The sequence below is a fragment of the Dyella solisilvae genome (assembly GCF_003351225.1).
Classification (GTDB): domain Bacteria; phylum Pseudomonadota; class Gammaproteobacteria; order Xanthomonadales; family Rhodanobacteraceae; genus Dyella; species Dyella solisilvae.
Window position 1 is genome coordinate 519,029 of the sequence record NZ_QQSY01000003.1, and the last position, 13,747, is coordinate 532,775.

Consider the following 13,747-nt stretch of genomic DNA (forward strand, 5'->3'; position numbering starts at 1 on the left):
CCGGAATGACGGGCAAGACCAAGCGCGATGAAACAACGGATTCGGTAGCCAGAGATATCAACATGACGTCCACTTCCCTCGACCCCGCACTGATCGACTGGCCCAAGGGCGACGGTCTGGTTCCCGTCATCGTGCAGCACTGGCTCACCGGCGAGGTGTTGATGCTGGGCTACATGAATGCCGAGGCGCTGGCGAAAACCCAGGAGACCAGCCAGGTCACCTTCTACAGCCGCAGCAAGCAGCGTCTGTGGACCAAGGGTGAGACCTCGGGCCACGTGCTGGCGCTCAAGTCGGTGCGCGTGGACTGTGATGCCGACACCTTGCTCGTCACGGCCGAGCCGCACGGCCCGACCTGCCACAAGGGCACCAGCAGCTGCTTCGGCAACGACGTGCAACCGTCTGCGGGTTTCCTGGCCGAGTTGGACGCGCTGGTGGCGAAGCGGCATGCCGAACGACCGGAAGGCAGCTACACCACCCGCCTGTTCGAAGGCGGCATTCGACGCATGGCGCAGAAGGTCGGAGAGGAAGGCGTGGAAACCGCGCTCGCCGCCGTGGCGCAGGACGATGAAGCCCTGCTCGGTGAATCCGCCGACCTTATCTTCCATCTGCTGGTGACCCTGCGTGCGCGAGGGCTGGGCTTGTCGGATGTGGCAGGCGTGCTGGCTGCGCGCCATGCCGATCGCACTGGCCGCTGACGCCGTGCAACGTTGCGCCAAGACGACAACATAACCGAAAGGGCATGTGCGTCGGCCACGTGCCGACGAATGGCTAGCGCGGCCTTAACGGCCACTGTGTTTGATTCTGTACCGGGCACAACGACTCGCCGGGGACTGCGCCATGCCGTCGTATCCATCTGTATCGCGCCATCGGGCGCGCCGAGGCTGCTGCGCCCTGATCGGTAGGGCTGGCTGGCGATTGCCCGACGTGAAGACCGGTTTCACCTGGATGGCGGCGCAAGAGAGTGGCGCCGGGCGGTCTGCCACGAGCAGTCCGCACGAACTCGACTCCCCGATCCGAGGAACGCGCCATGGCTGACATCGTCGTGATTGGTGGTGGCGCGGCAGGCGCAGCTGCCTTCGGTGAGCTGCTGGCCCGCTACGAGGCCGGCACCGTGCATTGGATCGTTGGCCGGCAGGCGCCGGGTCGAGGCATCGCCTACGGCACGCGCGATGATCGCCATCTGCTCAACGTGCGCGCCGCCAGCATGGGCGTGTTTGCCGAGCATGGCGAAGACTTCATCCAGCACGCCTCGCGGCAGCTCGGGCAGGTGAAGGGCACGGATTTTCTGCCCCGGCGCATCTTCGGCGACTTCATCCAGGCCCAGGTCGGGGCGCGCATCGACGCCGCGCGGCGGCTGGGTCGCAGCTTCCGCATCTATCCCGACAACGCCTGCGAGATCCTGCCGCGGGGTGAGGGCGGCTACGCCGTGCGCGTGGGCGAGCAACGCTGGCTCGACGCCGGGCAGGTGGTGTTGGCGGTCGGCGCGCTGGCGCAGCGCGCCCTGCGAACGGTATCGCCGGCGGCGCTGGACAGCGATGCCTATGAACTTGATCCATGGCGACTGGAGCGGCATGTCACGCCGCCGCGTCGCGTGATGGTGATCGGCACCGGCCTCACCGCGGTGGACACACTGCTGTCCGCGGCGGAGCGTTGGCCGCATGCGGAACTGGTGGCGGTGTCGCGTCATGGCCTGTGGCCATTCACCCATTCGCCGCTGCCATTGGCCGCCTATCCCGGACAGGAGGAACTCAATCGCCGGCTGCTCACCTGTGACGGTTCCGCATCGATGGTGCGCCTGGTGCGCGCGGCGTTCGACGAGGCGCCGGAGTCCGACTGGCGCAGCGTCATCGATGGCATGCGTCCGGTCAACGCGCTGCTGTGGCAGCGGCTGAGCCATGCGCGTCGCCGGCAGTTCCTGCGTCATGCGCGCTGGGTGTGGGAGGCGTCGCGCCATCGCATGGCGCCGGCCTCCGGTCAGGCGATCCACCAGTTGGAGGAAGAGGGCCGATTGCACGCCATCGCCGCCCGCGTGCTCGCCGTCGATGGCGACGGACCGCTGCAGGTGACCGTGCGCGAACGCGCCACCCAACTGGTGAGCACGATGCAGGCGGATCTGGTCGTGCAGGCGACCGGGCTCGACACCGCGGTGGCTTACGGCGCCCACGCGCTGCTCGCGCAGTTGCTGCGCGATGGATTGGCCGTGGCCGATCCGCTGCAGCTGGGTGTGCTGGCGAACGTCGACGACCAGTTGCTGACCGCGACGGGTGCGGCGCAACCCGGCCTGTACGCGATCGGCTCGCTGTTGCGCGGCAACCTGTGGGAGTGCACGGCCATGCCCGAGATCCGCGCGGCGGCCCATCGACTGGCGGTGCAGTTGTCGCGGGGGCAGCCATTGGCGGCAACGTGCGATGGCGTGGGTGAGCTGCCACGCAGCTGATCTGCACGAACCCTGCGTTGATTTCGCGCAGGGCCTGACCATGTGGTTATGCCATATTGCGATTTCCAAGCCACGGGCCGGGCCCCTAGTCTGATCGTCCGTTCATCCGCAGGAGGCGCCATGAGGAAGTTCGTTCCAGCCTTGCTTGCTGTCGTGGGCCTGATGCTCTCCTGCATGGCGGCGGCGAAGGACATCACGCTGCTCAACGCGTCCTACGATCCCACCCGCGAGTTGTATCGCGAGATCAACAGCGCCTTCGCGCAGCAATGGAAGAGCGCACACGGCGACAACGTTACCGTGCAGATGTCGCATGGCGGCTCTGGCAAACAGGCTCGTTCGGTGGTGGATGGCCTGCCTGCCGATGTGGTGACGCTCGCATTGGGCTACGACATCGACGCCATCGCCGACCACAATCTTTTGGCGAAGAACTGGCAGCAGCGACTGCCGGACAACGCCACGCCGTATACCTCGACCATCGTTTTTCTGGTGCGCAAGGGCAACCCCAAGGGCATCAAGGATTGGGGTGATCTGATCCGCCCCGGCGTGCAGGTGGTGACGCCCAATCCGAAATCCTCTGGTGGCGCGCGCTGGAACTTCCTCGCCGCGTGGGGTTATGCGCTCAAGCAGCCCGGCGGCAGCGAGGACAAGGCAAAGGCCTTCGTGCGCGAGCTATACAAGCACGTGCCGGTGCTCGACACCGGCGCCCGAGGCGCCACCAACACCTTTGTCCAGCGCGGCATGGGCGACGTGCTGATCGCGTGGGAGAACGAAGCCCTGCTGGCACAGCGAGTACTGGGCAAGGACCGCTTCGAGATCGTGACGCCATCGATCACCATCCTGGCCGAACCACCGGTGGCCGTGGTCGACGCCAATGCCGACAAGCACGGCACGCGCGCCGTGGCGGAGGCATACCTGCAGTTCCTCTATTCGCCGCAGGGCCAGGAGATCGCCGCGAAGAACTACTACCGTCCGCGCTCTGCGGAGGTCGCCAGTCGCTACGCCAGCCAGTTCCCGGCCACGCACACGTTCACCGTGCACGACCTGTTTGGTGAGTGGCGCCAGGCGCAGGCGAAGTTCTTCAGTGACGGCGCCATCTTCGACCAGTTGGGCCCAGGAAGCTGAGCGACATGCGCCGGCGCGTGCTCCCCGGTTTCGGCCTCAGCCTCGGCTACGCGCTGGCTTATCTGGGATTGATCGTCCTGTTGCCGTTGGCGGCGCTGGCATGGAAAGCCTCCGGCATCGGCCCCCACGGCCTGGTGCGCCTGTTGAGCGCACCGCGCACGCTTGCCGCGCTGCGCCTGAGCATCGGTGGCGCCGTGGTCGCCGCGCTGTTCAACGTGGCCATTGGCCTGCTGGTCGGCTGGGTGCTGGTGCGCTATCGCTTCCCGGGGCGGCGCCTTTTGGATGCCCTGGTGGACCTGCCGTTCGCCCTGCCGACGGCGGTGGCAGGCATCGCCCTGAGCACGCTGTACTCGCCGAACGGTTGGGTCGGCGCCTTCCTGGAGCCGTTCGGCATCAAGGTGGCCTACACCCGGCTGGGTGTGTTCGTGGCGATGGTGTTCGTGGGCTTCCCGTTCGTGGTGCGCACGCTGCAACCGGTTCTGGCCTCGCTCGAACGCGAGGTGGAGGAGGCCGCCGAGAGCCTCGGCGCCCGGCGCTGGCAGACCTTTTTCCGCGTGATCCTGCCGATGCTCGCGCCCACCCTGTTGACCGGGTTTGCCCTGGCCATGGCGCGCGCGGTGGGTGAGTACGGCTCGGTGATCTTCATCGCCGGCAATATCCCCATGCATTCGGAGATCGCGCCGCTGCTGATCGTGCAGAAGCTCGAGGAGTTCGACTATGCGGGAGCCGCTGCGCTGGGCGCCGCGATGCTGCTGCTGTCGTTCGTGCTGCTGATCCTGGTGGCGTTGCTGCAACGCTGGAGCAACCGCTGGGCGGAGGTGTCGCAATGAGCGCGCGTCCGCGTCAGCGCAAACCGGGCCTGCCGCGCCGTCTGGTGCACGTGGTGCTGATCCTGTTCGCGCTGGTGTTCCTGTTGCTGTTCCTCGTGCTGCCGCTGGCGACAGTGTTCGTGGAGGCGTTCCGCCAGGGCGTGCTGCCCTATCTGTCGGCGATTCGTGAGCCGGAGGCGCTGGCCGCGATCCGCCTGACCCTGCTGGTTGCCGTGATCGCCGTGCCGCTGAACGTGGTGTTCGGCCTCGCCGCCGCCTGGGCCATGACGCGCTTCGAGTTCCGCGGCAAAGCATTGCTCGGCGCGCTGATCGACCTGCCGTTTTCGGTGTCACCCGTGATCTCGGGCCTGGTCTACGTGCTGCTGTTCGGCGCGCAGGGCTGGTTCGGGCCCTGGCTGGACGCGCATGGCGTGAAGATCATCTTCGCCGTGCCAGGCCTGGTGCTGGCCACGGTGTTCATCACGCTGCCGTTCGTGGCGCGCGAACTGATCCCGCTGATGCAGGCGCAGGGCAGCGAGGAGGAGGAGGCCGCGCGCGTGCTTGGCGCCGGCGGTTGGCAGATGTTCTTCCGCGTCACCCTGCCCAACATCCGTTGGGCGCTGTTGTATGGCGTGCTGCTGTGCAACGCGCGCGCCATGGGGGAGTTCGGCGCGGTCTCGGTGGTGTCGGGTCATATCCGTGGCCTTACCACCACCATGCCGCTGGAAGTGGAGATGCGCTATAACGAATACGACTATGTGGGCGCCTTCGCCGTGGCCTCGTTGCTGGCCTTGCTGGCGCTGGTCACGCTGGGCGTCAAGACGCTGCTGGAGTGGCGCTACCGTGGCGAACTGGCGGCCCATGCACCGGGCGGGCATTGAGGGTTTCGCATGACGCTCGAGCTGTTTCGCCTCAATCGCCGCTTCGCCGGGTTCCACGCACTCAACGACGTGAGCCTGGCCATCGCGCCCGGCGAATTCGTCGCGCTGCTCGGGCCATCGGGTTCGGGCAAGACCACCTTGCTGCGCATCCTGGCCGGCCTGGACTATCCCGACAGCGGAGCCGCCCTGAAGGACGGCGAGGACTTCCTGGCCACGCCTGCGCGCGAACGCCGCGTCGGCATGGTGTTCCAGCACTACGCGCTGTTCCGGCACCTCACGGTGGTGGAGAACATCGCCTTCGGCCTGCGCGTGCGCCCGTGGCGCCAGCGGCCTTCCCGCGCCAAGATCCACGAGCGGGTGGACCGCCTGTTGGCGCGCGTGCAACTGGAAGGACTGGGCGGGCGCTATCCCTCGCAGCTATCCGGTGGGCAGCGGCAGCGCGTGGCGCTCGCTCGCGCGCTCGCGGTCGAACCCGATCTGCTGTTGCTGGACGAGCCGTTCGGCGCGCTCGATGCCCAGGTGCGCGTCGCGCTGCGGCGTTGGCTGCGCGAACTGCATGAAGAGCTCAGGCTCACCACGGTGTTCGTTACCCACGACCAGGAGGAGGCGCTGGAACTGGCCGACCGGGTGGTGGTGATGAATCGCGGGCGCATCGAGCAGGTTGGCTCGCCCGAGGTGATCTATCAGCAGCCGGCCACGCCGTTCGTGTGCGAATTCATCGGCAAGGTGAATCGCTTTGCCGTACGGCGCACCAGCGTGGGCTGGGCCGCGGGCGGCTGGATGCCCGAGGGTGATCCGTGGGAGGGCCGCTTCGCGGGGGCGGTGGCCTATGTGAGGCCCGAGCAACTGCGGCTGGCGGTGCCGGCGACGGAGCCTGCGTGGGAGGCGCGGCTGCGTCACATCTACCTGGCGGGGAGCATCGCGCACCTGGAGCTGCACGTGCCTTCGCTGGACCAGGTGCTGGAAGTGGATGTCGCCAGCGAGGATCTGTCGCGGCTGGGCCTGCAGCCGGGCATGGACCTGCGCCTCGCGCCGCGGAGCGCTGTGCTGTTCGCGCAGGACCCCGCCGGAGCCACGCTCGAGCACGAACGCTGGATCTGGCACGAGCGCGACCGCGTGCACGCCTGATCACCCTGGCGGCTGCCAGGTGCGTCAACTCAACGCGGCGTCAGTGCGTGCGTGGACTTGTTGGTGGCGACGGCGGGCTTGAAGGCCACCGCCGGACCCGGCGTGACGTGCTGGCGCCATTGCGCCAGCTGCGCGGCGATGCCGGCGCCGACGTCGATCTGCGGCTCGGACGCGGTGAGCTTGTCCTTTTGTTCCCACTGCGCGATTTCGCCCGAAGCCTGCCGGTAGGCTTCGATGAAGTCCGGTGTGCGGTTGAGTCCGTCGACCAGCCAGGCGCGCCCGAAGTAGGTGATGTCCGAGTCGCTGCCGCAGCCGAACGAGCTGCGGTCGGTGCGCGCCGCGGTGATCACCAGCGTGCCTTCGCCGCGCAGTTCGGGCACGAAGCCGCCCGAATAGCAGGCGTTGACCACCACCACCTTCCACTTGAACGGCCGCTTGTTGAGGATGTCGGCCAGGTCCGTCGCGCCGATCTGGTCGAGCGGCAGCGGATCCATGTCCACCAGCAGGTTGTGGTCTTCGTCGCCGTGCGTGGTCAGGTAGAGCAGCAGGATGTCCTGGTCCGGCTTCATCACGTCGGCGAGGCCATCGAGCGCTTCTTCCAGGTTGCTCCAGGTGGCCAGCGGGTGCTGCTCCAGGGTCGCCGGATTGTTCTCAAGCACCATCACGTGACTGCTGGCGCCGAAGCGGGCGGGAAACAACTTGGCGGTGTACTCGGCCTCGTTGCGGAATACGTCCTCGCCGCCGTCGGCACCGAAGGCCAGCACATAGAGATTCGGTTGTCCGGCGACGCGGGGACCGAGCCCGGCCAGCGCCTTGCGCACCATGCCGCGCTGCGCGTAGATCACCTGCTCGGGCGATGGCGCCTGATCGGGCCAGTTGTCCGATGCCGTTGTGTCCTCGTCCGTGCCTGTCGACGGCGCCGTCGCGGAAGTCGCAGGCGCGGGCCTCGCCTGTCCACTGTTGGCCAGCGGCGCGGCTGCCTGGGGCGCATGGTGCGCGATCCCAAGCATGAGCAGGACGCCGGCTGCAAAGGCGAGCAGGGCGGTGAGGGCGATACGCATGGCGAAGGCTCGCGCGGGTCAGAGGGCGATGGCGTCGAAGTCGCGATACGCCGGATGCCGGGGCGCCTCGGGCAGCTCCAGCGGCGCACGCAGCAGCCAGCCCGTGTGCAGGCCGGCGGCACGAGCCGCATCGAGCTCCTCGACGATGTCGGAGAGGAACAGGATGTGGCCGGGCTGCTCGCCGATCGCCTCGGCGATCTTCTCGTACGAGCTGCGCTCGCGCTTGGGGCCGGTCTCCGTATCGAAGTAGCCCGAGAACATCGGGGTCAGGTCGCCCGCCTCGCTGTAGCGGAAGAACAACTTTTGCGCCGGCACCGAGCCGGACGAGTAGACGTACAGGTGCAACCCGTCGCCGCGCCAGCCATGCAGGCGCGCCGACACTTCCGGATACACGTGGGCCTGGAAGTCGCCGCTCTCGTAGCCTTCCTTCCAGATCATGCCCTGCAGCGCCTTCAACGCAGTGGACTTGCGGTCCTCGTCGATCCAGCGCAGCAGCATCTCGATCACCTGCTGTCGCGGCGTCTCGACCAGACCGGCTTCCTTCGCCGCTTCGTGCAGCCAATGCTGCACCTGGGGCGTATCTCCGTGGGTTTCCACGAAGGCGGGCAGGCGTTCGCGCGCGTACGGAAACAGCACGTCCTTCACGAAGCTGATCGAGCTGGTGGTGCCCTCGATATCGGTGACGATGGCGCGAATGACAGTCATGCGGAAAGCCGGTCTACGGGGACGCCAAGCTTAACCGGGACAGAGGTTTAGGGGCGAGCGTCCGCCTCTGATGACATGACGGCGTCCACATCCCGGGACGCCGTGCAGGATCCGGCAGGTTGGGGGTGGATCAGGCCGCTGTCGCGGACCCGTGCGGCGTCATGCGCGGGAAGCGCTCGGCGATGTCTTCGCCGGTGTACTGGGCCACCCAGCCTTCCTTGTTGGTGAACAGGCGGATCGCCACGAAGTAGGGCGCCTCGCTCATGTCGAACCAGTGGCGCGTGCCGTCCGGGACGCCGATCAGGTCACCCTGTTCGCACAGGATGTCGTAGATCTTGTCGCCCAGATGCAGGGTGAACTGGCCGGCGCCCGCAACGAAGAAGCGCACCTCGTCTTCGACGTGCGTGTGCTCGCTGAGGAATTTCTGGCGCAGCGCGGCGCGATCCGGATGGTCGGGCTTGAGGCTGATCACGTCGACGGCCTGGTAGCCTTCTTCCGCCATCAGTCGATCGATGTCGGCGCGGTAGGCGGCGATCACTTCTTCCTGGCTGGCGCCCGGCGCGATCGGCTGGCTGGCTTCCCAGCGCTCGAAACGCACACCCGCCTTGGTCAGTTCGCTGGCGACGTCGGCGTGCTCGGTGTGGACGGACAGTGGCTGCTGCGGTTGGGCTTCGCTGAAAATGCGCAGGCGGCTCATGCGGAGAGTCTCCTCAGGTCGAGTTCGCAGCCGAGCAGGAATTCCAGCGCCTCCAGGTGGCGGCGCGTCTCGGCCATGTCGCGGCCCCAGGTATAGATACCGTGGCCATTGATGAGATAGGCGTGCAGGGGCTTGCCGGCGTCGAGCCACGCCTCGACCTGGGCGACCAGCTCGGGCATGTGCTGCGTGTTGGGAAACACCGGAATGGCCAGCTCGGCGTCGTGCGTGGTCTGGCCCTCAATCGCCTTCTGCAGTTCCCAGCCTTCCAGCTTCACCACACCGTCGCCGGCAAAAAGGCGCGAGGCCACGCTCTGTGTACGCGAATGCGTATGCAGCACGACGTTCATTTCAGGGAAACGGCGGTAGATCTGCGTGTGCAGTTCCGTCTCGGCGCTGGGGCGCGCGGAGGTGCCCACCGCCTTGCCCTGCATGTCGATCAGCATGATGTCGTCGCGGCCCAGCTTGCCCTTGTCACGACCGGAGACTGTGATGGCGGCGTGATCGCCGTCCAGACGCATGGAGAAGTTGCTGCTGGTGGCTGGCGTCCAGCCGGCGGCGGCGAGCTCGCGCGCGGCATCGGCGATGGCGTCGGCGCGTTCGGCGAACAGATCGGCGGATATGGAGGCGGGGAGAACCTGGCTCATGATGTATGGACGTCCAAATCAGCGCAAACTATATCACGGGGACTCGGCGTGACCGCCGAAAATGCGATCCATTCTCACGAATTACCGGCGAGGCGAGTAGCATTCGACGGAGTTTCGCCACGGGCGTGGCGGGCGAGAGCACTTTAGGGACGGAGGTTGCACGCATGTCGCACGAGAAAGATATCGAATCGCGTCGTCGTTTTCTCAAGGCCGCCGCCGGGACGGCTGCCGCCGCCGTGGTGATCGGTGGCCTGCCGCGCATGGCGCGTGCTGCCGACCTGCCGCACCTGGCTGAAACCGACGCCACCGCCAAGGCGCTGGGTTACGTCGAGGACGCCAGCAAGACCACCGACCCGAAGCGCAAGGCCGGTGACACCTGCGCAAACTGCCAGTTCTATTCCGGCGGCCCGACCGGCTTTGGTCCGTGCCAGCTGTTCCCGGGCAAGGCGGTGAGCGCGAAGGGCTGGTGCGTGTCTCACGCGCCCAAGAAAGCCTGAGCACCGCTCGCATCCGTTGTATCCGAAGGCCGGCCCAGCGCCGGCCTTCTGTTTTTGCACCATCACAACGCACTGGCTGTGCTGCGCTCCCGTAACGCCGATGCGCTGCATCGACATGACGCATCGTCTCATCGTCAAGGCACACACTCGTGCACGCCAATGCGAACGCTGATGGCGATGTTGATGCGGAGCGTGAAGTGAACTCTCAAACCGAAGAACTTCGGTGAGTAGAAGATGCTGCCCAGACGCGTCAGGCCGAGGAGCTGACCCGCCTGACGCGCCGGGCGGCAATCCGGGGCCCACTGCCAAGTGATTAACCCACGGAGCACAGATGATACTCCTGGCGGGTAGTTTTGGGGCCGGGCGGCGCCAAAATTTTATCGAAAAAGTCTCGTTAAATTCTTTTAAAACAATAACTTGCAATAAAATTCGAGACTGGCCATCACGAATGATCCGCTGCGGGCCGTCATTCAAACCGCCAGGAGGGGGAAGCCCATCCCGGCGGTTTCAGGGTCTTTTTCCACTTTTCGGGGAAATTCGGCGAAATTACGGTTTGATAGCCTGGTGCAGGCGGCTGTGGCGGATGCCATAGCCGAAGTAAATGACCAGGCCCAATACCGTCCAGATGATCATCAGCAGCCAGTTGAACCAGGACATGGCGCCCAGCAGGGCCAGGCAGCTCAGGACGCCGGCGGGGCAGATGAACCACGCCCACGGCACGCGGAAGCCGCGATGCAGATGAGGTGCGGTGTAGCGCAGGATCAGCACGCCGGCGCACACCGCCACGAAGGCGATCAGCGTGCCCATCGAGGTGAGGTCGGCCAGCAGGTCCAGCGGAAACACCGCGGCGAGGATCGCGATGCCGATGCCGGTGATCACCGTGTTGATGTGCGGCGTGCGGTGCTTGGGATGGATGCGGTTGAACACCGGCGGCAGCAGGCCGTCACGCGCCATGATCATGAAGATGCGCGGCTGCGCGATGATCATCACCAGGATCACGGATGACAGACCGATCAGCGCGCCGACCTCGACGATCCAGCGCAGCCATGCCAGCTCCGGGTGGTTCTTGACGGCGGTGACCACCGGTTCCGCGGTGCCCAGCTCGGTGTACGAGATCAGGCCGGTCAGCACCGCAGCCATGGCCAGGTACAGCACGGTACAGATCACCAGTGACACCAGCGTGCCGAAGGGAAGGTCGCGCTGCGGATTCTTGCACTCCTGCGCCGCGGTCGATGTCGCCTCGAAGCCGATGTACGCAAAGAACACCATCGCGGCGCCACGCATGATGCCGGACCAGCCGTATTTGCCGGGGCCCTGGTTTTCAGGAATGAACGGATGCCAGTTGGCCGGGTCGACATAGCGGTAACCCGCCACCACCACGATGATGATCAGGCCCACCTTGAGCGCCACCATCAACACGTTCAGGCCCGACGACTCGCGGATGCCCACGTAGCACAGCGCCGTCAGCGCCAGCACGATGGCCACGGCAGGCAGGTTCATCAGGTGCCCGGTGGTCACCAGGTGTCCATCGGTAAATGCCAGCGGCGCCTCGGTCAGCGCCTGCGGCAGGTGGATGCCGATATTGTCGAGCAGGCTGACGAAGTACCCTGTCCAACTGGCCGCCACCGCGGAGGCGGAGATGCCGTACTCCAGCACCATGTTCCAGCCGATGAACCAGGCGACCAGCTCACCGAGCGTGGCGTAGGCATAGGAATACGAGCTGCCCGAGATCGGGATCAGCGTGGCGAACTCGGCGTAGCACAGCGCGGTGAAGCCGCTGCAGATCGCCGCCAGGACGAAGGAGATCAGCACGGCCGGACCCGCGTGCTCGGCGGCCGCCTGGCCGGTGACCACGAAGATGCCGGTGCCGATCACTGCGCCGATACCCAGCGCGGTGATGCCCCAGGGGCCCAGGGTGCGGCGCAGGGTGGGGCCGTGAGCGGCGTCGTCGGCGTCGGAGAAGTCGGTCTTGCGTGCGAATAACTGTTTGAGCATGCGTCGGCCTGGTGTTGCGGGAGGCGCGGGAGTCAAAACGAGAGGGCCGGCGCTGGGCCGGCCCTTCGTGTCAGGTCAGGAGTTTTGCTTGCGCAGCTTGCTATGGGAATACCCGTAGAAGCCGTAGATGAGCATGCCGAACGTGGTCCAGCCCAGCATCAGCGGCCAATTGGCGCGGAACGACTGCCAGAACAGGTACAGACAGATCACCGAGCCCAGGATGCTGACCACCCAGATGCCAGGGACGCGGAACGTGCGCGGCAGTTCCGGGCGGGTGTAACGCAGGATCAGCACGCCGATGCACACGGTGGTGAAGGCCAGCAGGGTACCCATCGACACCAGCTCACCCAGGATGCTCACCGGGAACAGGCCGGCGAGCACCAGCGCGGACACGCCGGCGATGATGGTGGCCACGTGCGGCGTACGGTGCTTGGCGTGCACGTTCGAGATGCTCTTACCGAGCAGGCCGTCCTTCGCCATGCTGAAAAAGATGCGGGAGGTGCCCAGCAGCATCACCAGGATCACCGAACTCAGGCCGGCCAGTGCGCCGAACGAGACGATCGCCTTGAGCCAGGTGAGTTCCGGATGGATGCTCAGCGCGGTGGCCACCGGCTCGGGGGTGCCCAGCATCCGGTAGGGGGCGATGCCGGTCAGGGTCAGCGCCATGGCGATGTACAGGATGGTGCAGATGGCCAGCGAACCGAGGATGCCGATCGGCATGTCGCGCTGCGGGTTCTTGGCTTCGCCGGCAGCCGTCGACACCGCGTCAAAGCCCACGTAGGAGAAGAACACCAGCACGGCGGCGCGGAAGATGCCGCTGGTGCCGAAGCGACCCGGGCCTTCCTCCGGCGGAATGAACGGATGCCAGTTGGAGGGATCGATGTAGCGGAAGGCGAATACCAGGAACAGCAGGATCACGATCACCTTGATCGCCACGATGACCGAATTGACGAAGGTCGATTGCGTGATGCCGCGGTAGCACAGCATCGTCAGCGCGGTCACGATCAGGATGGCCGGCAGGTTGATGATGGTGTGGGTGCTGACCAGGAAGAAGTGCTGGGAGAACCTCGCGATCACATGCTGGCCTTCGGCCAGGTTCTGGATCTGGCTGCCGTCCATGAACGCGAGCGGCGCCGAGGCCAGGCTTTCCGGCAGCGTCAGCGAGAGACCGGTCCAGTGACTGATGATCGAGAGGCACTCGTTGAAGTATCCCGACCAGCCTGCCGCTACGGTGGCGACGGCGAACAGGTATTCGAGCACGAGGTTCCAGCCGATGAACCAGGCGACGATCTCACCGAGCGTGGCATAGGAATAGGCGTAGGCGCTGCCGGAAACCGGGATCATCGCGGCGAACTCGGCGTAGCAGAGGCCCGCGAACGCGCAGGCGATGCCGGCGACGATGAAGCTGATGATCAGGGCGGGGCCGGCATGTTCGGCGGCGGCCTGCCCGGTGATCACGAAGATACCTGCGCCGATCACGGCGCCGATGCCCAGCATGACCAGATGGCGGGCCGTGAGCACGCGCTTGAGGCTGGCCTCGCCTTGCAGGCTGTCGTGGGGCAGCTCGCCCGCGTCGACATGAGGCGACGCCTGGATCGGGTGCGTCGCGAACAGGTTTTTAAGCATGTGTCTCCCCTACCGCCTGTCGTGGTTCTTTCGTTTTTAAATGCGTGACACCATGACTTTCGCCATGGTCAGCGTGCCGCTACCCCAGCGACGACAGGGCACCATATCCCAGCGGGGCTTGGGGGTACAAGTTGCATTGCGGCTA

General features: G+C 66.1%; 13 protein-coding genes and 1 pseudogene. 8 read left to right on the forward strand and 6 right to left on the reverse strand.

The genetic code is table 11. The annotated features are described in order from the left end of the window. The first annotated feature begins 62 nt into the window (after window positions 1–62). The 7 genes and pseudogenes from hisIE (at window position 63) to DVT68_RS20880 (ending at window position 6,377) form a co-directional block, all read left to right on the forward strand. Window positions 63–695, forward strand: a complete 633-nt coding sequence (hisIE, locus tag DVT68_RS14465) for a bifunctional phosphoribosyl-AMP cyclohydrolase/phosphoribosyl-ATP diphosphatase HisIE (protein WP_114825859.1) — start codon at window positions 63–65, stop codon at window positions 693–695. Between the two features lie 332 nt (window positions 696–1,027). Continuing rightward, window positions 1,028–2,437, forward strand: coding sequence for an FAD/NAD(P)-binding protein (locus DVT68_RS14470; RefSeq protein ID WP_114825791.1), 1,410 nt, complete (start codon window positions 1,028–1,030; stop codon window positions 2,435–2,437). 120 nt (window positions 2,438–2,557) lie between these two features. Continuing rightward, window positions 2,558–3,559 (forward strand): sulfate ABC transporter substrate-binding protein, encoded by a 1,002-nt coding sequence (locus DVT68_RS14475; RefSeq protein WP_114825792.1) that lies wholly within the window; start codon window positions 2,558–2,560, stop codon window positions 3,557–3,559. A gap of 5 nt (window positions 3,560–3,564) precedes the next feature. Next, the gene (cysT, locus tag DVT68_RS14480; protein WP_114825793.1) at window positions 3,565–4,389 is read left to right on the forward strand and encodes a sulfate ABC transporter permease subunit CysT; all 825 of its coding nucleotides are present in this window, start codon (window positions 3,565–3,567) and stop codon (window positions 4,387–4,389) included. Next, a complete protein-coding gene (cysW, locus tag DVT68_RS14485; protein WP_114825794.1) occupies window positions 4,386–5,249 on the forward strand; it encodes a sulfate ABC transporter permease subunit CysW in 864 nt (287 codons plus the stop codon). Before cysT ends, cysW begins: the two co-directional genes overlap by 4 nt. A gap of 9 nt (window positions 5,250–5,258) precedes the next feature. After that, a pseudogene (locus DVT68_RS20875) lies at window positions 5,259–5,972 on the forward strand (sulfate/molybdate ABC transporter ATP-binding protein); the annotation flags it as partial. 57 nt (window positions 5,973–6,029) lie between these two features. Then, window positions 6,030–6,377: a TOBE-like domain-containing protein gene (locus DVT68_RS20880; protein ID WP_425477511.1), complete on the forward strand. Its 348-nt coding sequence runs from the start codon at window positions 6,030–6,032 to the stop codon at window positions 6,375–6,377. A gap of 29 nt (window positions 6,378–6,406) precedes the next feature. Here DVT68_RS20880 and DVT68_RS14495 read toward each other — a convergent pair whose 3' ends face one another. The 4 genes from DVT68_RS14495 to DVT68_RS14510 all read right to left on the reverse strand — a co-directional run bounded on the left by DVT68_RS14495 (window position 6,407) and on the right by DVT68_RS14510 (window position 9,484). Further along, window positions 6,407–7,438 (reverse strand): C13 family peptidase, encoded by a 1,032-nt coding sequence (locus tag DVT68_RS14495; RefSeq protein ID WP_114825796.1) that lies wholly within the window; start codon window positions 7,436–7,438, stop codon window positions 6,407–6,409. 18 nt (window positions 7,439–7,456) lie between these two features. Then, the gene (gene mtnC / locus DVT68_RS14500; protein WP_114825797.1) at window positions 7,457–8,143 is read right to left on the reverse strand and encodes an acireductone synthase; all 687 of its coding nucleotides are present in this window, start codon (window positions 8,141–8,143) and stop codon (window positions 7,457–7,459) included. Between the two features lie 130 nt (window positions 8,144–8,273). Further along, window positions 8,274–8,840 (reverse strand): 1,2-dihydroxy-3-keto-5-methylthiopentene dioxygenase, encoded by a 567-nt coding sequence (locus DVT68_RS14505; RefSeq protein WP_114825798.1) that lies wholly within the window; start codon window positions 8,838–8,840, stop codon window positions 8,274–8,276. Next, window positions 8,837–9,484 (reverse strand): methylthioribulose 1-phosphate dehydratase, encoded by a 648-nt coding sequence (locus DVT68_RS14510; protein WP_114825799.1) that lies wholly within the window; start codon window positions 9,482–9,484, stop codon window positions 8,837–8,839. Before DVT68_RS14510 ends, DVT68_RS14505 begins: the two co-directional genes overlap by 4 nt. Window positions 9,485–9,648: 164 nt before the next feature. On the opposite strand from DVT68_RS14510, the gene DVT68_RS14515 reads away from it, so the two are divergent. Continuing rightward, window positions 9,649–9,981 carry a high-potential iron-sulfur protein gene (locus DVT68_RS14515; RefSeq protein WP_114825800.1) on the forward strand — a complete coding sequence of 111 codons (333 nt, stop codon included), beginning with the start codon at window positions 9,649–9,651 and terminating at the stop codon, window positions 9,979–9,981. A 546-nt stretch (window positions 9,982–10,527) separates the two neighbouring features. Here DVT68_RS14515 and DVT68_RS14525 read toward each other — a convergent pair. Further along, entirely contained in the window at window positions 10,528–11,976 is a 1,449-nt protein-coding gene (locus tag DVT68_RS14525; protein WP_114825802.1) for an amino acid permease, read from the reverse strand. Window positions 11,977–12,051: 75 nt separating this feature from the next. Further along, window positions 12,052–13,602: an APC family permease gene (locus tag DVT68_RS14530; protein ID WP_114825803.1), complete on the reverse strand. Its 1,551-nt coding sequence runs from the start codon at window positions 13,600–13,602 to the stop codon at window positions 12,052–12,054. Between the last annotated feature and the right edge of the window lie 145 nt (window positions 13,603–13,747).